Annotated in this window: 19 protein-coding genes; 2 read left to right on the plus strand and 17 right to left on the minus strand. The window is 28.7% G+C overall.

The genetic code is table 11. The annotated features are described in order from the left end of the window. Window positions 1–14 precede the first annotated feature (14 nt). Window positions 15–2,516, plus strand: a complete 2,502-nt coding sequence (locus CUEA01_RS19275; protein ID WP_234123553.1) for an ABC transporter permease — start codon at window positions 15–17, stop codon at window positions 2,514–2,516. A 15-nt stretch (window positions 2,517–2,531) separates the two neighbouring features. Next, window positions 2,532–3,203, plus strand: coding sequence for an ABC transporter ATP-binding protein (locus CUEA01_RS19280; protein ID WP_234123554.1), 672 nt, complete (start codon window positions 2,532–2,534; stop codon window positions 3,201–3,203). Window positions 3,204–3,389: 186 nt separating this feature from the next. Here CUEA01_RS19280 and CUEA01_RS19285 read toward each other — a convergent pair whose 3' ends face one another. From CUEA01_RS19285 to CUEA01_RS19365, 17 genes are all read right to left on the minus strand, one after another. Continuing rightward, the gene (locus tag CUEA01_RS19285; RefSeq protein ID WP_234123555.1) at window positions 3,390–4,562 is read right to left on the minus strand and encodes a metallophosphoesterase; all 1,173 of its coding nucleotides are present in this window, start codon (window positions 4,560–4,562) and stop codon (window positions 3,390–3,392) included. A gap of 38 nt (window positions 4,563–4,600) precedes the next feature. Further along, on the minus strand, window positions 4,601–6,055 hold the full coding sequence (locus CUEA01_RS19290; protein WP_234123556.1) for a serine hydrolase domain-containing protein: 1,455 nt from the start codon (window positions 6,053–6,055) through the stop codon (window positions 4,601–4,603). Then, a complete protein-coding gene (locus CUEA01_RS19295) occupies window positions 6,048–6,893 on the minus strand; it encodes a CPBP family intramembrane glutamic endopeptidase (protein ID WP_234123557.1) in 846 nt (281 codons plus the stop codon). The genes CUEA01_RS19290 and CUEA01_RS19295 overlap by 8 nt, the downstream gene beginning before the upstream one ends. Beyond that, a complete protein-coding gene (locus CUEA01_RS19300; RefSeq protein ID WP_234123558.1) occupies window positions 6,894–7,742 on the minus strand; it encodes a CPBP family intramembrane glutamic endopeptidase in 849 nt (282 codons plus the stop codon). It lies immediately after the preceding gene. Next, a complete protein-coding gene (locus CUEA01_RS19305; RefSeq protein ID WP_234123559.1) occupies window positions 7,720–8,556 on the minus strand; it encodes a CPBP family intramembrane glutamic endopeptidase in 837 nt (278 codons plus the stop codon). Before CUEA01_RS19305 ends, CUEA01_RS19300 begins: the two co-directional genes overlap by 23 nt. A gap of 154 nt (window positions 8,557–8,710) precedes the next feature. After that, a complete protein-coding gene (locus CUEA01_RS19310) occupies window positions 8,711–9,166 on the minus strand; it encodes a HepT-like ribonuclease domain-containing protein (RefSeq protein ID WP_234123560.1) in 456 nt (151 codons plus the stop codon). After that, window positions 9,150–9,581 (minus strand): nucleotidyltransferase domain-containing protein, encoded by a 432-nt coding sequence (locus CUEA01_RS19315; RefSeq protein ID WP_234123561.1) that lies wholly within the window; start codon window positions 9,579–9,581, stop codon window positions 9,150–9,152. The genes CUEA01_RS19310 and CUEA01_RS19315 overlap by 17 nt, the downstream gene beginning before the upstream one ends. A 31-nt stretch (window positions 9,582–9,612) precedes the next feature. Next, window positions 9,613–10,440, minus strand: coding sequence for a CPBP family intramembrane glutamic endopeptidase (locus tag CUEA01_RS19320; RefSeq protein ID WP_234123562.1), 828 nt, complete (start codon window positions 10,438–10,440; stop codon window positions 9,613–9,615). A gap of 232 nt (window positions 10,441–10,672) precedes the next feature. Beyond that, complete coding sequence (locus CUEA01_RS19325; protein ID WP_234123563.1) at window positions 10,673–11,788, minus strand: ABC transporter permease; 1,116 nt, start codon at window positions 11,786–11,788, stop codon at window positions 10,673–10,675. Continuing rightward, on the minus strand, window positions 11,785–12,465 hold the full coding sequence (locus CUEA01_RS19330; RefSeq protein ID WP_234123564.1) for an ABC transporter ATP-binding protein: 681 nt from the start codon (window positions 12,463–12,465) through the stop codon (window positions 11,785–11,787). The genes CUEA01_RS19325 and CUEA01_RS19330 overlap by 4 nt, the downstream gene beginning before the upstream one ends. Before the next feature lie 11 nt (window positions 12,466–12,476). Then, window positions 12,477–13,574, minus strand: coding sequence for an FtsX-like permease family protein (locus CUEA01_RS19335; protein WP_234123565.1), 1,098 nt, complete (start codon window positions 13,572–13,574; stop codon window positions 12,477–12,479). Window positions 13,575–13,712: 138 nt separating this feature from the next. Then, window positions 13,713–14,369: a response regulator transcription factor gene (locus CUEA01_RS19340; protein ID WP_234123566.1), complete on the minus strand. Its 657-nt coding sequence runs from the start codon at window positions 14,367–14,369 to the stop codon at window positions 13,713–13,715. A gap of 117 nt (window positions 14,370–14,486) precedes the next feature. After that, the gene (locus CUEA01_RS19345) at window positions 14,487–15,677 is read right to left on the minus strand and encodes a sensor histidine kinase (protein ID WP_234123567.1); all 1,191 of its coding nucleotides are present in this window, start codon (window positions 15,675–15,677) and stop codon (window positions 14,487–14,489) included. Window positions 15,678–15,700: 23 nt separating this feature from the next. Continuing rightward, window positions 15,701–15,886: a hypothetical protein gene (locus tag CUEA01_RS19350; protein ID WP_234123568.1), complete on the minus strand. Its 186-nt coding sequence runs from the start codon at window positions 15,884–15,886 to the stop codon at window positions 15,701–15,703. Continuing rightward, window positions 15,879–16,841: a methyl-accepting chemotaxis protein gene (locus CUEA01_RS19355; RefSeq protein WP_234123569.1), complete on the minus strand. Its 963-nt coding sequence runs from the start codon at window positions 16,839–16,841 to the stop codon at window positions 15,879–15,881. Before CUEA01_RS19355 ends, CUEA01_RS19350 begins: the two co-directional genes overlap by 8 nt. A gap of 133 nt (window positions 16,842–16,974) precedes the next feature. After that, a complete protein-coding gene (locus tag CUEA01_RS19360) occupies window positions 16,975–18,129 on the minus strand; it encodes a methyl-accepting chemotaxis protein (protein WP_234123570.1) in 1,155 nt (384 codons plus the stop codon). A 483-nt stretch (window positions 18,130–18,612) separates the two neighbouring features. Further along, on the minus strand, window positions 18,613–18,810 hold the full coding sequence (locus CUEA01_RS19365; protein WP_234123571.1) for a cold-shock protein: 198 nt from the start codon (window positions 18,808–18,810) through the stop codon (window positions 18,613–18,615). Window positions 18,811–19,058 lie beyond the last annotated feature (248 nt).

A 19,058-nucleotide genomic window follows, 5' to 3' on the forward strand; every position in this document is an offset into this window, starting at 1 on the left:
GGAGGTTCATTAGTATGAATATCTTATCAAAGTATCTTTTAAATTCTATACTTGAAAAAAAGGGAAGAATGCTTCTTATATTCTTTTCTATAATTATAAGCACAGCTCTTTTAGTGGCTTCACTTGGAATTTCAGATTCTATAACAAATAGTTATGTAAATACTTTAAAAGGTGCCTATGAAAATTTCAATGTTGAAATTAGTGCAAATTCAAAAGCTAAAGACCCACTTTTTAAAGCTTCAGATTTTAATACTTCCGGCATAAATGATAGCTTCAAAACTGCTGCTGTTAATGGTTATGTAAAAAGTGATGACTCAAAAACCTTTAATATGCTTGGAACTACTTTAACAGACTTTAAAAAATTCAAATCCATAAAAATCTTGAAGCATTTAAATTTAGAACCCTTTGACGGCAGCAAGCTTATTATATCAAAAAAAACTGCTGACTCTCTTAAATTAAAACTTGGAGATAAATTAAATTTATATACACTTGGCAAATCAAAAGAATATACAATTTCAGCTATAGCTTCAAATACTGGACTATTTTTGTCTGATACAGCTTCTAATTTTATATTAATTACACCAACTAAAAATGTATGTGATATTTATGGCGAAAATAATAAGTATACTTCAATGTATGCAGCTATAAAAACATCTTCAGTAAATACTTGGATTAAAAATTTCAACAACAAAAATCCAAACTTTACTGCAAAACTTTTGGTTGATCAAAGCGAAGTTGACTCTCAAGCTTTAACTATAAAAATCTGCATGTTATTTATGCTCTGCATAGTTTTAATCATGAGTATATTTATAATTTACAGTTCTTTCAAAATGATAATAACAGAAAGATTATCCGTTTTTGGAACCTTTTTAAGCACAGGAGCCACTAAATTAAATATTGTTCTTCTGCTTTTAAAAGAAAGTTTTACCTACGGATTTATTGGAGGTATTTTAGGAGATCTTTTGGGTGCTGTCATTATTTATTTAACTTCAAACTTCACAAATCCCTTTAAGGATGAAGGCATAAAGGTAGCGGTGTCATTTAATTATTCATACTTTTTATGTGGCCTTGTGCTTTCACTAATAGTATCAATAATTTCATCCTTAATTCCAATTTTATCAATAAAAAAGCTTCCAGTAAAAGAAGTTATATTGAACAACTTTGGAGTATCAAACAAAATATCTATTAAAAGTTTTATCATCGGAATTATTCTCGTAGTAATATCTATTATTCTCCACTTTTTAGGTGGAAATATAAAAGGCCAAAGACCTTATGTAACTGCCCTCCCTGCCTTTTTTATAGGTTTTGTAGGAGTAATCATCATAATTCCAAAGTTAGTAGACATTATTCTTTATCCTTTTACACGACTATTTAGGAAAATAAATTCCACGCTTATGCTTTCAGTAAACAATGTGAGGACTTCTAAAATTCTTTTAAACAATATAAGGCTTATTTCAGTTTTTGTAATATCAATTGTTATGATAATGTCCTTTAGTTTATCTTTAAATGATATTCTTACAGGAGTTTATAAAAAACTTAATTTTGATTTAATTGTAAGCGTAAATTCACAAAACGCAAATATTTTAAAAGCTTCAAATGATATTATAGAAAACTCAAGTAAAAATTCTAAAATTATCAAACGCCAATATGTATATGCAAATTTAAACGGAGATGCTTCTAAAGAAATAAATGTCCTATGTATAGAGCCTCAAAATTTTAAAGGCTATGATAATTATTTAAATTATACTGATAAAAATGCACAGCTTGATGAACTAGATGATAATGAAAATGGAATCATTATTTCAAAAAAAATATCAACAAGGTATGACATAAAAAAAGGAGATAAAATAAATTTATATTTAGATAACAAAAAAGAAACTTTTAAAGTTCTTTCTATAGTTGATGCTAAATTTATGAATATGGGCAACGTTAATTTGATTTCTTACAAAGCTGCTGAAAAACATTTTGATATAAAGTACAGCGATGAATTTTTTATTAGTACTAATTCCTCTGTAAGTAAATTAAAAAGTGATCTTACGAAAAAATTAAAAGGACTTCCAATTTCTATTTCAACTAGACAGGATTCAATTAACCATGATTCAGAAAGCTGCAAACAAATAGTAAGCCTTCTAAGTATCTTTTCTTATATAACAATGATAATAGGTGGTTTCGGTATTCTTAGTAATATATCCTTAAGCTTTCTTCAAAGGAAAAGAGAAATGGCAGTTTTAAGTTCTATAGGTTTAACTAATGGAAACAGAAATCTTATGATACTATGCGAAAGTTTTATTGAAACACTTATAGGTCTTATATTTTCCTTTATTTCAGCTTCATTAATAATTGTACTTCTCCATGACATCTTTAAATACCTTGTACTTGACATGGATTTTAGTTATCCCTTTAACATTCTTCCTTTTGTTGTTGTATCAGTAATTTTACTAACCTTTATAACCTCTGTACCAACTTTGGTAAAGAGCAAAAACCTAAAAATAGTTAGTCAATTAAAATATGAATAAATTGAGGTGTATATTATGAATAGCATTATTGAAACTAAAAACCTGTATAAAACTTTTAAACTAGCTAAAGAAGAAATAAATATCCTTAAAAATATAAATTTAAATATTGAAAAAGGCAACTTCGTATCCATTATGGGACCTTCTGGCTGTGGCAAATCCACTCTCCTATATCTTTTAGGGGGTCTTGATAATCCAAGCAATGGTACTGTATCTATTTTAGGAAAGGATTTCTCTTCTATGAAAGAAAAGCAAAAAAGCATAATGAGAAGAAGAGATTTAGGCTTTGTTTTTCAATTTTATAACCTTGTTCCAAATTTAAATGTAGAAGATAATATACTTCTTCCTCTACTTTTGGATGGCAAAAACCCAAAGCATTATGAGAAAAAGCTAAATGAAATCCTCGACATAATAAATATGACAACAAAACGAAAATTCACTCCAAGAGAATTATCTGGCGGTCAGCAGCAAAGAGTTGCCATTGCAAGAGCATTAATATTTGACCCAGAAATAATACTAGCAGATGAGCCCATTGGAAATTTAGATTCAAAATCTGGCACTCAAATAATGGAACTTTTTAAAACAATCAATGTAAACTTAGGCAAAACAATAGTTCAAGTTACTCACTCTAGAGAAGCTGCAGATTATGGAACAAGCATTGTAAACTTAAAGGATGGAGAAATCTTATGAGCAGAGTAGAGAGTAAAGAGTAGAGAGTAGAGTGATGGTTGATTTTTCTCCGCTAGCACTAAGAAAAATGTAAAAACTTATTTTTTTATTGCTGCGCAATTGCGCGATGTATGGCACTCAGCGAAGCTGAGGACATTTAAGTTTAAGATTTACCTGAGAGAAGCGAAAGGTAAATCATCCTTCACTCTACTCTCTACTCTGCTTTTGAAATTGTAATTTAATATCAACAATTTCCCCTTTAGTTCCAATTCTTATAGGGGGTCCCCAAGTTCCATAGCCTGATGTTACGATTAAATTAAAATTTCCTTCCTTTAAGTATCCATAATCATCTTTAAAAACTGCTTTTGTAACAAGATTAAATGGGAAAATTTGTCCTTCATGAGTATGTCCTGAAAGCTGCAAATCAACTCCATTCTTCTCGGCTTCATCTAACGCAACTGGTCTATGATTTAATTCTATTATTGGAAAAGACTTATCTACATTTTTTAAAATTTCACTTAAAAGCTTTACCTTTTTTCCGCTAGCTGCATCATTTCTCCCAACTACATAAAAGCTATCATTAACCTTAACAGCTTCATCTTGAAGAACTTTAACCCCTGCTTTTTTCATATAATCGATAGTTTCGCTGACATTTCCAGCATATTCATGGTTGCCCGTAATAGAATAAACTCCATATTTAGACTTTATATTTTTAAATTCTTTGCTAAAATACACCTCTAGGCTTGTAGGGGTACTTTCATCCACCATGTCTCCACAGAAAAAAACTATGTCTGGCTTAAGCTTATTTATGGAGTTTACCATTTTGTTAAGTCCATTTTCTCTAACCATTATTCCCATATGTACATCTGCAACCATTACAACATTAAGAGTTTTTATATTTCCAGCCTTTTTATTTATACTTAATTTATAGTTAGTTACAGACTGATGATTTGCATGCCAAAATCCAAAACAAAATATAATTATAACTACTATAAAAATTGATATTCCTCTTCCATAAGCCATACTTAAATAATTTCTTAAACTTCCATTGAAACCAAGCTTATTAAGAATAAACTTCATCAAATCTGTAAGTGGAAATAAAATTATGAGATAAAAAAATAAAGCTATTGAAACTGCACCTATTGTAGTTAAAATTCCAGTAAATCTATTGTTTATTGATATTGTGCTCCTTGCTATAGCAGCTAAAATGAAGGAAAAGGCAAAAAAGCAAAATACAATCCAATAAATTTTTGAACTTTGTTTCCCATAAAACAATATTTTGCTTCCCTTTTTGCCAATATAATGCCATAGGCTCGTATATAAGATTAACATTAATATCACTAAAATAATATTTCCTATTGTTATTAACATTGTTTTCAATTTGCATCACTTCCTCCATTAATTTTATCATAAAATTATTACTTTTTTAAACTGCTTGATACTTTAGGAAAAAACCCAGCTATAAATAATACTACACTCCACATTATAATGGCACAAGTTATCTTATTAAATCCATATGGCATCATCGAAGCAGCATCAAGTATATAGAAAAAAACACACCATATACCTGTAAAAAGTAATATCATTATTACTCTTATACTTAATTTAACATAGGATTTTTTCGTATTTTTTGAAAAGAATATTCTTTCTCCACTTTTTAATTTTACAGCAAAAAACAATATATAAATACCTAGTAAAACCACTAATGCTGCAGCTGCATATAAAAAATAGCTTCTTAATTTTTTGTTAGTATAATATTGCTGTGGCATAGTACCTGTTTCATACTGTTCCCAATAATTAAAAATATCATCTATTAAATTCTGCCCATTATCACTATTGGTAAATATAATTAGTCCATCCTTCTTTTCTGGAATCATCCCATATTGAGCACGCCAACCAATATTAGCACCTCCATGCGATATTAAAGTATTGCCATCTAATAACTTATCATTAAAAAATCCAAATCCATAATCTGATTTTACTGGTGTAAACATTAGATCTATACTTTGACTTTTAAGTATACTACGCCCTCTTGCTTCCCCATTATTTCCATCCATCATTGCTAAAATAAACTTTGAGAAATCTGGTATTGTAGTTTTTAAACCAGCCGCTGCCTCCTCTGTAAAATTATAATTTGGCAGTGTTTGTTCTAATACACCATATGCTTTTGACATATTAGAATTTGTAATATTATTGCTGTATGTACTATGCCCCATTCCAAAAGGCTTTAAAATTTCTTCATACATGTATTTATCAAATGGCTTTTTTGTAACCTCTTCAATTATAAGCTGCAGCAGTGTATACCCTCCGCCAGAATACAAAAATTCACTGCCTGGTTTTACTATAATTTTCACTCCTTTTGATAAAGACTCTTCTAATGTATCAAGCTTTTTTCCTGGCTTAGTTCCAGCATATCCATGTATTGATAATCCAGCAGTATGACTTAGCAATCTTCTTATTGTTACATCGTTCTTGTTGAATTTTGAAGCAGGCAGATGCCAACGTGTTAAGTACTTTTCAGCAGGATCATCAAGTTTTATTTTACCTTCCTCAACTAAATGCATAACTCCACATGCAGCTAAAGTTTTTGAAACAGAGCCTACTTGAAATATTGTATTATTATCAACCGCTTTGCCTTTACTTTTATCTGCCATACCATAATTTAAAATATAAACAACTTTTCCATTTTGTATTATTCCAATTGCCGCTCCTGGTACATTGTAGCGTTTTAATAATTCTGGCACCAAGCTGTCCATTTTATTTTTAAAATTTTTTATATTACCTTTTGCCATAGCAATACTTGCACCTAGCAAATTAAATATTATAATTGAACAAATTAAACTAATAACAAAATGTTTTATTTTTTTATTCATATCTCCATACCCCCTTTTGATTCTTCCTACACATATCTATTACTATAAAAAAAGCAATTACTATAACCACTATATAAGCTAACATAGTTTTATTTCCTGAAGTACCTAATACAACTCCATAAGTATTATCAATCCCATGAATTAAAACTGGAAATAACAAACTCCCATTTGTTTTATTATAAATCCATGTAATTTCTATAGATAATATTATAGTCTCTACCATGTAAATTAAAAAATCATTATATCCACTGCCTGAAATAAAAAACATTGGCAGATGCCAAATTGACCATACTACTCCTACAATTACAGCAGAAAAAACGGGATGAAATTTTTTCTGAAGCCTTGGAAGTAAAAAACCCCTCCAACCAAATTCTTCCTGAATAGGTCCTCCAAATAATACTATCACTATAAATAAAACAAAGATACCTAAAATAGTATCTGTTTTAAAGCCTTGGAAACTGTGATTGACAAAAACTTTTATATTAAATCCAACAATACTGAATATGAAGTAGCTTAAAAATAACTGTGCATTTAAAGTTACTAATGAGAGTAAATAAAAAATTATATTAAATTTCCAATTAGTAAGCTTCTTTAATAATCTTTTTATTTTTTTCACTCCACCAAAATAACCTGTAAAAACTATCCCCATAATGCTTGGCATACTTGCACCTAATACATGAAGAAAAGTATTATAAGCACTATTTCTATATATTACTTTACTTAAGATTCCTTTAGACGATAGTAATAAAATTCCCCAAAGCAAATAAGTACCTGTAAAAGTTGTAATTAAAAATAATAATATTTGCTTATTTTTTAACTTTTCTTTTAATCTATACATTTATGTCACTTCCCTTGCCTGATTTCTTATTTTGATATATATGGCTATAAAAATTATAATTATAATAAGCTTTATAATAATCTGTTCCCATCCATCAACCTTATCAATATAATTAATTCCAAATTTATTATTTAAATTTACTACGAATAGCGATGGGTCTTTTTCAGTGCTCCAAAGATCCAAATAAAAATCCCATGCAAAATGAAGTCCAATAGGCATATACAATGATTTTGTTACTATAAATGTAATTCCAAGTATAATCCCCATGAGAAAAACATTAGTAAGAGAATTAATATCTTGATAACGGGTAATATGAAATGCTGTAAATATAATAGAACTTACTATTAAAGCAAAAATTTCACCTTTCCACTTAGCTAAATAATTAAGCAAAATTCCTCTACAAAATATTTCCTCACAAATCCCTGCAAAAATTGCAACTAAAAAAACTAAAAATACAGACCAAAGCACTTTATTCACTGGTGCAAATTCAAAACCAAAGCCCTTAATACTTATAATTCTAGTAACCATTAAAGTCACTACCAAAGTTGTAATCATAAATAGCGAAATTCCCATACCTATAAATAAATTACTTGAACTATTCCCTTCAAATTTCATAGAAATAAGTTCTAAATTAAATTTTCCACCACTGTTTATTTTAACTACTAAGCAAGGTACAATTGTAACTATTATCTCTAAAATCAAAGTATTTACTATCCCATTATTAAATAATTCAAGCTTTGTTTTACTCATAATTAAAGTAAAACCTCCAAATATGCCTGCAGAAATTACGGTTAAAATAAGCGTCATAATTGCAATTTTAAAATTTTTATCTAGTTTCCTTAAACTCATATTCATTCCCCCGCCTTACCTTTTTCAACCCAAAAATCAACATAAAAACAAAAATCAATACAATAGATTGCCCACAAATAACAATTTTATCAGCGCTATAAGAGTTTAATTTATCACTTAAATTTATTATAAAAAGATTAGGTTCATTAAAGCCTACTAAATTAGTAAAAAAGTCCACTGCAAAGTGAATTCCAATTCCCAAGCATAAAGAATTAGTATATATAAAACTGTACCCTAGAACAATTGCCGTTATAAAAACACTAGCTAACATAAAAAAATCGTGATACCTAGTTGCATGAAATATAGCAAAAATAACTGAACTCACTATAAGTGCTAATAAATTACCTTTAGCTTTAGATAAGTAATTTAATAAAACTCCTCTAAAAAAAATCTCCTCACAAATTCCTGCAAAAATTGCTATAAGAAAAACATTAAATACACTCTTTATAACTTCACTTCCTGTGTAAAATTCAAAGCCTAAGCCTTTAAAGCTCATAAACTTCATTCTCCAAAGGGTTAAATATAAAACCATAATGTTTGCAAAACCAATGACCATTCCGAAAAATATATTCTTCATTTGTCCATGAAATGTTATTCCTATAAGCCTTAAATTGAACTTTTCATTACTAAATTTCTTTACAACAAAACAAGGAATAACCATAATCACAATTTCTAAAATAGCATTTAAAAGTACAGGATTATTTAATATACTTAAACCTTGGCTACCAAAAAAATTAATTGTAATCTGCTCTAAAATTACTCCTATGATAACCGCAATTAAAGAAATTGAAGCTATTTTAACATTTTTATTCATTTTATAAACCACCCTACCCACATTGTATATAAGTACTATTCATGTAGTACACTTGTTTTTTAATTTTCCTTCACTATGATAATATCTAAAGCATAAGTAATAAAAAAGTTACTACAGTCACAATTTATATGACTTGTAGTAACTTTTTAATATGCTATTTATTTTTATAGGTTAATATAACATTATCCTTACTATTTTCTAAAAATATGTCCAAGTATAAAACTCTTGAATAACAAAATTCTTCTATTTGTTTTTCACTCATTTCTCTCTTATAATAGTCATGAGTACATCTATTTCTAAGCCTTACGCAATCATAAAGATAATTTTTTAGAGTTTCATCAAAAAAATTCATTTCATGTGCCCTTTGTATTAACTCAAGAGATGAATTGCTTGCACTTACTTTTCCATCGTTAATTACAATATAACTTTCACACATATCGATAATATATTCACAAAAATCTTGAAAGAAAGCAAATATAGCTCTTTTTATTATTCTATCATTATTTTCTCTATACTTTAACAAAGCACTTTTTAAATCTTCTAAAGTCTCACTTGCACTTTTATATTTATCATAAAATTTTTCCTTTTTATATTTATAATACGGACTCATCTATAATCCCTCCAAAATAAGTGTACTGCTCATCTATTTTTAAAGTTCTTTCAAATTCTCTATTATTCCTTGCAAATTTCAATACATAATGTTGAAAATCAAACCACCTATTTTCGTCAATTACTATAATGTTATCACTATCAACTGCAAACCTTGCATATTTGCCAGCAAACTCTTTAAATAATACAAATGTCAAATGTATGTTATCATATTTGTATTCTTCACAAAATATTGGCAATATGTCATCTTCTAAATTTAAAGTGTCCATATAAGATACATTTGGTTCAACTACAACAGCCAAATCTATATCACTTTTTCCATCAATAAAATATTCCGTACCAAAACTTCCGAACTGTGCTACTGCAACAATTCCTTTTATCTTTTTTAATTTAAGAGCAGCTTGTGCTGAATTCATATAAGCACTCTCCTCACATATATTAAATTCTCTATTTATATATTATATCAAATTTGCTCTGTTTAAACATATCTCTTACAACAAAAATCATAAGTATTATTTGTACAATAGAAAACTTATAAATATTTGCAATCGCAAAGTTATATGATCCAACTAAAAGACCAGCAGCCATATTACTGCAGGTATGAAACAATATGGGGAAAATCAAGCTTCCATTTGTTCTATTAAATATCCATGTAATTATTATTGCATTAATAGTTGTTGTCATTATAAATAAAAGAAATGAACCTCCATATTGATCTGTACCAACAATAAAAAATAAAGGCAAATGCCAACATGACCATATGATGCCAAGTACTATACTTGAACAAAACGGATTTAACTTTTTTTGAAGTCTTGGAAGCAAAAAACCTCTCCATCCAATTTCCTCTCCCAAAGGACCTCCCAAAAGTAAAGTAATCATAAAACCTTCTAGAATATAGTATGTTTTTACATTAGTAAAAGTAATTTCACCCTTGCTGCCCAAAAATTTGCATATTAAATAAGAAACATAAAGTGATGCTATCCAATAAAAAACTGCAATTAAATAATATATTAAATTATATCTCCACTTAGTTAGCCTAGTAAGTAATGCCTTTAATCCTTTCTTTTTGTATAAAAAAGCTGTAATAATTATCGATATAATGCTTGGACCTGACGCTCCTAAACATTCCAAAAGTACATAATATTTTTTATAAATATTATTATCAATAATACCTATAGATGAACTATATAATATTCCCCACATAGTCCAACTAAATAAAAAGGTTAAAAATACAAATGATAATATCTTATGATTTTTAATATAGCCTTTAATCATACTTTTCTTTTACTCCTTTCCAAAATATCTATAGAGTTATCAGTTCAACTATTAAATTATACATGCCTCATAATGCCCAAAACATGGCATTTTAAAACATGTATAACTTAAGTTTCGGTACAATAACTCTTTAATAACTTTAATAGAATTTTGAGTAATAAAAAAGTTACCACAGTCACAATTTGTATGATTAGGATAACTTATATAGATAAAAAATCTGGAATGTTGAAATTTATACTTTTGAAAATGTCCATCTACTCATTTTTAAGCTTACTATCGTATTTACTATAAAAACACATACTGGAATTAAAACCGCCGTAAAAATGTATTCAAATTTAAAAATCACAGCATATTCTCCTTGTGGCTCCCATAGGGTTATATTTAAAATTTCTGCAGTAAGTACTGCTGCTAAAACTCCTACAACAAAAGCAATTGCATCAATAGCAGCACTTTCCTTTAATATTTTTTTATAAATTTGAAGCTTCTTATAGCCAATTAAATTTAAAATCAAAAATTCCTTTTTTCTATTTAAAAGCACAACAGAGTTTATATGTGAAACTGAAATACACAGAACCAAAACAATAAGTCCGTCCAAAATAAACTTAATTGTATTTACACTTTTATATTGGGAAGCAAGCTGCTCTTTTAAATCTTCATAATCAAAAACAGTTATATTTTTTTCTCCAATATTCTTAAGTTTTTTTACGACAATTGCCTGCTTTTCATTTTTTAATGGAACAATAATATGCTGTCTTAAAGCTTCATTTCTACTAATTTTTATATTGCTAGATGTAACCATAAAACTACATGGTCCGTCCGTTATTCCTACTACTTTATAATCGTCATCAAAACTAGTATTTAAATCAGGATTATTACCAAGGTGGTCTCCAATATTTATTTTATTTTGCTTAGCAAAGTTCATAGGAAGGATTACCTCTTTTTTGCCGCCTTTAGGTAGTCTACCTTTTACAACTTTCATATGAAATAAATTAAGAAGTTTTTTTATATCCTCTGCAAAAACATTAAGAACATTTCCATCACTATATGTAAGAATAGAATTATATTGAAACTGCCCAGTTTTACTTACTATGGGTATTAATCCTCCTATATCACTATTGCTTTTTAACATAGTCACTACATCTTCTGGAAGCCTGTACTTAGAATTAACATCTACAGTAACGGCATTTTTTACTATATTTAATCCATAAGAATTCATACCATATATACTGCTATAAAATATAACTGAAATTAAATAAACAAAGTATACACTTAAAAGTATGCAAATAAATTGAGGAAAGATTTTTTTTGCATTGTTTTTCAAATAACTTCCAGTTCCAAGAGGTTTCATGGATTTTTATCTCCTTTCTCAATAGACGCTACCTTGCCATCAAACATATTTATTATGCTGTCTGCATCTTTAAGTATAGTTTTATCATGAGTTACTATTATAATCATTTTTTCCTTACCATAACTTTTAAAGAACTCCATAACTGATACAGCTGCTTCATGATCCAACGCTGCTGTAGGTTCATCTGCAAATATTACTTTAGGCTCTCCTATAAATGCCCTTGCAATTGCAACCTTTTGCTTTTGTCCAACTGATAATTGATGCGGTTTTTTCCCTGAAATATTGAGTATTTGAAGCTTATCAAGTATAGTTACTGCTTTCATTTTTGCTTCTTTACTATCATCATTTATAGGTGTTAGCACATTTTGAAGAACTGTCATATAATCTATTAAAAAATGCTTTTGAAAGATAAATCCAAAATCCGTTCTTCTAAGTTCTGCATTTTTGTCAGAAGAACTTGCAGCATAATCAACTTCATTATAATAAACCTTTCCTGAAGTTGGACATTTTAATCCTGCAAAGGTGTATAAAAGTGAACTTTTGCCACTTCCTGATGGTCCCATAATTCCAATTATCCTATTACCCTCAAGCGAAATGTTTATATCTTTAAGTGCATAGGTTTGAAGCTCTTTTCCTATATCATAAACAAGGTTTACACTTTCCATCTTTAAACTCACTTTTTTCACCTCTAACTTTCTTCTTCAATCATGCTAATTGGATCTAATTTATTTATCATGATATTTATAGGTACTACAGTAAAAAGTGCTGTAAAAAGCGGTATATAAAGAGAAATTATAAATGCCGCAGCATCAAAAGTAACGCCTACTGATCCTGAAGCTTCAAGTACATATTTCTCAATAAAAAAGCTTGTGCCAATTCCAATTACTATGCCGCAAAAATACGATAATGCATTTATTTCAAAAATTTCAATTAAAGCTCTTTTTAAAATTTTCTTCTTGCTGTACCCTATTGCATTTAATATACCTAGCTCTTCTTTCCTGTTAAAAAATTGCACATACCTTGAACTTCCAACTGTAACTACCATTAAAAAAATAGAACCTATAATTAAAACATTAATTATCCCAGAACCTTCTTTATACTTATTAAATTCGTCATTTAGATTATTCAGTGTTTCTACAGTAATTTGTCTTTTAGGAAGCCTTTCAAGAAATTTATTCATTTCGCTTATGCGTCCATTTTTAGGGAATACAATAAACCCATTTAAACTTGCTCCACTTGTATTTTTATAATTTGGCATAGACTCATCATTTGCTGATAACATAGAAAACAAATTTTCTCCACTTATTATTCCAACTACCTTGTATTCTCCATCTATATCAGTAAGTTTGCAGCATTTCCCTCCAACTATATCATTAAGCCTAATCTTTTGATTTTTTGCTTCATAATAGTTAATTGCAATTTCATTTTTACCATCTTCCGGTAATCTTCCTTGAATTATTTTGTCACGGCTCTTTTTAAGTAAATAATCCATATCTTTATTTTTAACTGCTAAAAGCTTAGTAGCAGAATTCTCATATGGTATATCATATTGTATCCCATATTTTCTTATAGGAATTATTTTTCCTACATTTTTATTACTTTCTATTTTAGACACTAAACCTTCAGAAATTCCTCTTTCTTTTAAATAGGGAACACATAGAGAATAATTTCTAAAATTCAAAATAGTTCTGTATATAGAAAGCTGTGAACCCTTAGCGAAGGTAATTAAAATATATAAAAAACTAACTGCAACCGCCACTGGAATGACTGAAGTTAAAAATTTCATTTTGTTATTTCTATTGTAATTAAATACGGATAAAGGCCTCAATCCATAACACATCCTTTTGTGTACTCTACATTAATTATATTAAAGTTAAAAGTAATAAAAAAGTTACCACAGTCATTTTAACTATGACTGTAATAACTATGTTTGAAGCATCTTTTTTAAAAGCTTAATGGCTTCAATTCTATCCGAAGTACCAAGTTTACTATAAATATTGCTTATATAATTTTTAGCTGTTCCCTCTGATATAAAAAGCGAGGAAGCTATCTGTTTATTATTAAAACCCATTGTCATCATTTTTGCAATTTCTTCTTCCCTCTCTGAAAAGTCTTTAAGAACCTTCTTCTCCTTATGGGTATTAACAACTACTGTACTCTCTGAAAGCTTTTCGGCAAGCTTTTTAGCTACACTTGCTGGCATCATAAGTCTGCCCTTATAAGCATCATTTATTGCCTTAATAAGCTCGTCCCCTTCTATATCCTTTAATATATATCCAACTGCACCATAATTTAAAGCTTCAATTATATATTCCGTATCATTAAAGGTAGTCAAAACTAAAACCTTAATTTCAGGATACAGTGTTTTTAAAATTTTAGTACATTTTACGCCGTTCATCTTTGGCATTCTTACATCCATAAGAACTAAATCTGGTTTATTTCCCTTGCAAAATTCTAAAACTTCTTCTCCATTTTTTGCAGTACCCATTACATTTAAATTTTCTTCAAGTTCTAGTATAGTTTTTAATCCATCACACATAAGTGTTTGGTCATCTGCTATAAGTATGTTTATTGTTTCCATATTACACCCCATTTACAGTTGATAGTGGACAGTTAATGATGATTTACCTTTTGCTTCGCTTAGGTAAATCTTAAAACTTAATAGTGTCAGCTACGCTGAACACTATATTTGTAATTTCTACTTTTCAATATTAAAATTAATATAAATTCCAAACCCTTCTCCTGCTTTAGAATATATGCTAATCTTACCCTTAAGCTCCTTAACTCTTTCCATCATAGCCCTAATTCCAAAACCAGGGACAAAAATATCTGTACCCTCACCATTATCTTCAAGCGAGAATTTTATCTGATTTCCATCTAAATAAAGCTTAAATAAAAATGCACTACTTTTTCCATGCCTTATTCCGTTGGTAAGCCCTTCTAAGAGCGCTGATAATATTACCTTTTCTTGCGCCTTGCTTAAGCTTATGCTGTCATCTATTTGAGATTTTATTATAACCTCTGAATGTTTTTCTGTTTCATTTATAATAGACTGAATATCTGAATAAAAATCCATAATATCTTCACCGTTTTCAAGTACCCTTACAGAAGCTCTTATACTGTTTAGTCCTTTTCTGACTTGCCCCTCTGCTAAATCCAGCTTTTCACTTGCAAGCTCTGGCTTTTTATCTATAAGTCTTTTGCACGCTTCCATTTCAACTAAAACTGTTGTAAGTGTATGTCCAACAGTATCGTGTATTTCTCTTGCTATTCTATTTCTTTCTTTAAGTGCAGTTATCTCTTCTACCCTGTCATATGCTGACTTAAGTTCATCATACATATTATCCTTTTCTAGCTTTTTAATGGTTATATCTTTAAGAGAATTTTCTATAATTTTATTTTGCTTAAAAAGCCTATTTATGAGAAAAAATATTACATAGACCACTGCATAAACAGGCAAATACAAAAGCATATTAATAACAGCCTTACTACTATTATAATATAACTTACATAAAATAGAAATTGATGACACTCCATACAAAATAAATGTTGAAAAAACCCCATAAATAATGCCTTCATTTATTACTATATCTTCTAATATAAATAAATATAGAACAACTGATATTAATGTACTATCAAATCTATTAACTAAAAATATAGTACATGTCTCAATAAAATACACGAAAATTTCAGCCAGCCCCAATTTTTTATGTCTACCTTGATCATGGTGCATAAAAAAAGTACTTATAGTATAAAATGTCATCAAAATAAAATATAGTGTTATTATATATATCCAATTTTCATTATTCCGTATGCAGTTTATTATCATTACTAATATAAATATCGAATAATTAACTGCTACAACCATACTTTTATTTTTATCGTTCATCGAATTATACTCCAAAATTTAATTTAATTACTACCACTTCTATGCTCTCTAATATATTTATTAAAATTCCAATTATCTATAAACTTCAAAGTGGTTTCATATCCATTATTACACAAATACTCCATAAATTCATTAGCTTTTAGAAAATAACCAAATAAAAAAGAACCACTACTCGCGGTTCTTTCTTTTATATTTCTACTCTTACTCACTAAAGCCTGTTAATTCCTTGGCACTTTCAGCTAACTTTTTATCAACTTTGGAAGCTTCAGAAATATGGTTAACTAAAGCAGTATCAATGGATGATAAAATTTCATTAACACTCTGTATTTTTCCTGTAATCATTCCTACTTGCTTGCTTTGTTCAGAAAGTGAACTCTTAAATTCATTTACAATATTATCTATTTCTGATGTATTTGTCATTTCATGCTCTACAAAAGTTTTTACCTTATCAAATACTTCTACACCATTTAAAATTGCTGAATTATTATTATTTGAATTATCTATTACTTTTTTAGTATCCTCATGTATTGACTCAATTAATTCAGTAATATCTTTTGTATTATCTGCAATCATTTCTGATAATTTTCTTACTTCATCTGCAACAACAGCAAATCCTTTTCCTTGTTCACCTGCTCTAGCCGCTTCTATTGCTGCATTTAAAGCTAATAAATTTGTCTGACTAGCTACATTGTTTATTAATTGAGTTATTTCACTAACTTTATTAAATTTATCCGCTAGCTCGTTTATGCTATCAAATGTCCTTTTATTTTGATCTTCTAACGTCTTAATTATAGAATTCATATTATTAACTGCATCTTTTCCTTCTTTTGCCTTACTTGATGTCCTTGATACAACTTCGATTAATGTTTCGCTATCTTCATTTAACTTACTGTTTTCGTCACTAGACTTAGCTGTTAAATCAGTAATTTCAACCATATTACTTTTTATTTTCTTTGCGTATTCTCCAAGAACTTCATGTTGGTTATTTACAGTATTATGTTGTTTTATAGTTTCATTTATTTTTCCAGCTACATTTTTAAGTAATTTTGTTGTGTTTTCTTCCTTTTCTTCCTTTTGTTCAATTCCCTTTGCATCAACTTTCTCAACATTTTCATTTAAAGTTATATCTTGACCATTCTTTTCTTTTTTGCTTCTAAATAACATTGCATTTCCCCCTCGTAAATCATTCTCTAACTACAGTACATTGAGCTATTCTTATGTGATTTTTTATTATACTAATATTATATTATATAATGAATTAGTTTTCTACATTAAACTAGTTTTAATTGTCTAAATATTAAAGCTTTTGTGCCATTTTATTTAATTCTTCTGACATAGCTGTCAACTCCTCTATGCTTGCAGTAACCTCCTCAGTTGCTGCCGCTTGCTCTTGACTTGAAGTTAATGATGATTTACTCATTTCACTTAATTCTTCAGCTTTTTTCTTAATTTCATCTGTTAATTTTTTAATTTTAGGTACTGTTTCTTTTGATTGCTCAGATAACTTTCCGATTTGTTGAGCTACAACACCAAATCCTTTACCAGCTTCTCCCGCTCTAGCTGCTTCAATTGATGCATTCAACCCAAGCATTTTTGTTTCACCTGCTATTTTCTTTATAAAGTAAGATAATTCATCAATTTCTTCTGCTAAGCTACTTACTTCATTTATTTCACTATTAAGAGCTTGTTCATTTGCATGTATTGTTGAAGCTGATGATGCTAATTGTTCAATTGCTGCTGATATTCCAGTAAGTCCACTTTCCATACTTTCGGATATACCTCTTAAATCTCCCGCAATTTTTTTAGGGGCTATTATTCCAATACTTCCAACAATTTCGTTTTGATTTTCAACATCAAAAATAGGATAGCTTGTAACCATAACAGGCATTCCGTATAGTTCATTATTATGTACTTCCTCTACCATAGGTTTTTTTGCTTGTAATACCTTCTTAGCTAAAGAGCCGTCTCCAAGCATTTTTCCTTCTTTTAAATAATCAACTTTAAATTTTTTAGAGGATTGAATACGCATAATTTTTTGTAAATCAGTAACAAATATTACTGCACCTTCTGAAAACATTTCAGCCAAAATAGGGGCAAAATCATTAAAAGCTTTTACTATAGGATGTAGCAATGGGAATACAACTGAAAAAGCACCTACACAATCGCCATTTTCATTAAATATAGGTTCAGCCACTGTTCTAAGCCTCATTCCATAAAGCGAACGTGGAACATTTTGTACTATTCTTTTTTTTTCTTTAATTGCCCTTCCTGCTATGCTATTTTCATTTAACTTCTGACCAATTTGAAAAATATCTAAGTCAAATTCTTTTGATGCCTTCCTCCAAGTAAATGTATCTCCTTCAACAATTAAATAAAGAACTCCTCCTGGTATTAAATCAGCCTGTAATTCTGACGAAGCTTTTAAACAATCCATCTCTGATATTAAAATCATAATCCCTTCAATCTCCTTCATCCTTAATCGTACTACTCATATAAACTATTAAACTTATATAAATTTTATTAATTGAATGTTTCATGAAATTATAATATCAAACTAATTCTAATCAAGTCAATCAAAATTATTAATTATACTTTTAGTGTTACATTAATAGAGATAAAGACATATACTTGTAAAACTTAAAATTTATTTTTACCAAATGCCATCTTATGGGCATTATGGTGCATAGTTAAAATGATATATCTATAATAGCAATCAATTTAGACTTAATTCCTGATGATAAAATTGTTGAAGTGATTAAACGGCTTGAAAAAGCCCTAGAAATAGAACTCGATAAATAGACTTGTGATTTAGATTTTATAAATATCTTAATTGCTAAAATTCTAGCAATTAATTTAATAATAATTATTATTATAACAAAAACGGTGAAGAGAATGAATTCTCTTCACCGTTTTTAATTACAGAAATCACTTAGAATTAAAGAACAGTGATATTTTCTGCTTGAGGTCCTTTTTGTCCTTCAACTACATCGTAAGCAACTTTTTGACCTTCTTCAAGAGATTTAAATCCTTCTGCTTTTATTTGAGAAAAATGTGCGAAAACATCTTTTCCATCTTCTCCTGTAATAAATCCAAATCCTTTTGTTGAGTTAAACCATTTTACTGTACCATTCATTTATGTGTACCTCCGAAATTTTATTTTTTCTTAAACTCCTTGTAACAATCCACCCATAAAATTTCGATATTAATATACTATTTAAGTACTAATTTGAAATATATTTGTGTTTGCATCATTTACTTTTCATTTAAGATACTTATTAAGTGTATCACACTTTTATATATGAGTCAATTGTTGGAGCCATTTTTATAAATAATGCAGGTTTTTCTGCTTATTTCATTATTATTCTTCTCAATTTTTCAAGT

This window comes from Clostridium hydrogenum (assembly GCF_021432385.1).
GTDB classification, from domain to species: Bacteria; Bacillota; Clostridia; order Clostridiales; family Clostridiaceae; genus Clostridium_S; species Clostridium_S hydrogenum.

Excerpts from the sequence above, each read along its gene's own strand:
- CUEA01_RS19310 (WP_234123560.1), bottom strand. The coding sequence starts at position 9,166 with ATGAGTCCGTATTATAAATATAAAAAGGAAAAATTTTATGATAAATAT.
- CUEA01_RS19340 (WP_234123566.1), bottom strand. The coding sequence starts at position 14,369 with ATGGAAACAATAAACATACTTATAGCAGATGACCAAACACTTATGTGT.
- CUEA01_RS19315 (WP_234123561.1), bottom strand. The coding sequence starts at position 9,581 with ATGAATTCAGCACAAGCTGCTCTTAAATTAAAAAAGATAAAAGGAATT.
- CUEA01_RS19320 (WP_234123562.1), bottom strand. The coding sequence starts at position 10,440 with ATGATTAAAGGCTATATTAAAAATCATAAGATATTATCATTTGTATTT.
- CUEA01_RS19275 (WP_234123553.1), top strand. The coding sequence starts at position 15 with ATGAATATCTTATCAAAGTATCTTTTAAATTCTATACTTGAAAAAAAG.
- CUEA01_RS19335 (WP_234123565.1), bottom strand. The coding sequence starts at position 13,574 with ATGAAATTTTTAACTTCAGTCATTCCAGTGGCGGTTGCAGTTAGTTTT.
- CUEA01_RS19305 (WP_234123559.1), bottom strand. The coding sequence starts at position 8,556 with ATGAATAAAAATGTTAAAATAGCTTCAATTTCTTTAATTGCGGTTATC.
- CUEA01_RS19280 (WP_234123554.1), top strand. The coding sequence starts at position 2,532 with ATGAATAGCATTATTGAAACTAAAAACCTGTATAAAACTTTTAAACTA.
- CUEA01_RS19345 (WP_234123567.1), bottom strand. The coding sequence starts at position 15,677 with ATGAACGATAAAAATAAAAGTATGGTTGTAGCAGTTAATTATTCGATA.
- CUEA01_RS19290 (WP_234123556.1), bottom strand. The coding sequence starts at position 6,055 with ATGAATAAAAAAATAAAACATTTTGTTATTAGTTTAATTTGTTCAATT.
- CUEA01_RS19365 (WP_234123571.1), bottom strand. The coding sequence starts at position 18,810 with ATGAATGGTACAGTAAAATGGTTTAACTCAACAAAAGGATTTGGATTT.
- CUEA01_RS19325 (WP_234123563.1), bottom strand. The coding sequence starts at position 11,788 with ATGAAACCTCTTGGAACTGGAAGTTATTTGAAAAACAATGCAAAAAAA.
- CUEA01_RS19300 (WP_234123558.1), bottom strand. The coding sequence starts at position 7,742 with ATGAGTTTAAGGAAACTAGATAAAAATTTTAAAATTGCAATTATGACG.
- CUEA01_RS19360 (WP_234123570.1), bottom strand. The coding sequence starts at position 18,129 with ATGATTTTAATATCAGAGATGGATTGTTTAAAAGCTTCGTCAGAATTA.
- CUEA01_RS19355 (WP_234123569.1), bottom strand. The coding sequence starts at position 16,841 with ATGTTATTTAGAAGCAAAAAAGAAAAGAATGGTCAAGATATAACTTTA.
- CUEA01_RS19295 (WP_234123557.1), bottom strand. The coding sequence starts at position 6,893 with ATGTATAGATTAAAAGAAAAGTTAAAAAATAAGCAAATATTATTATTT.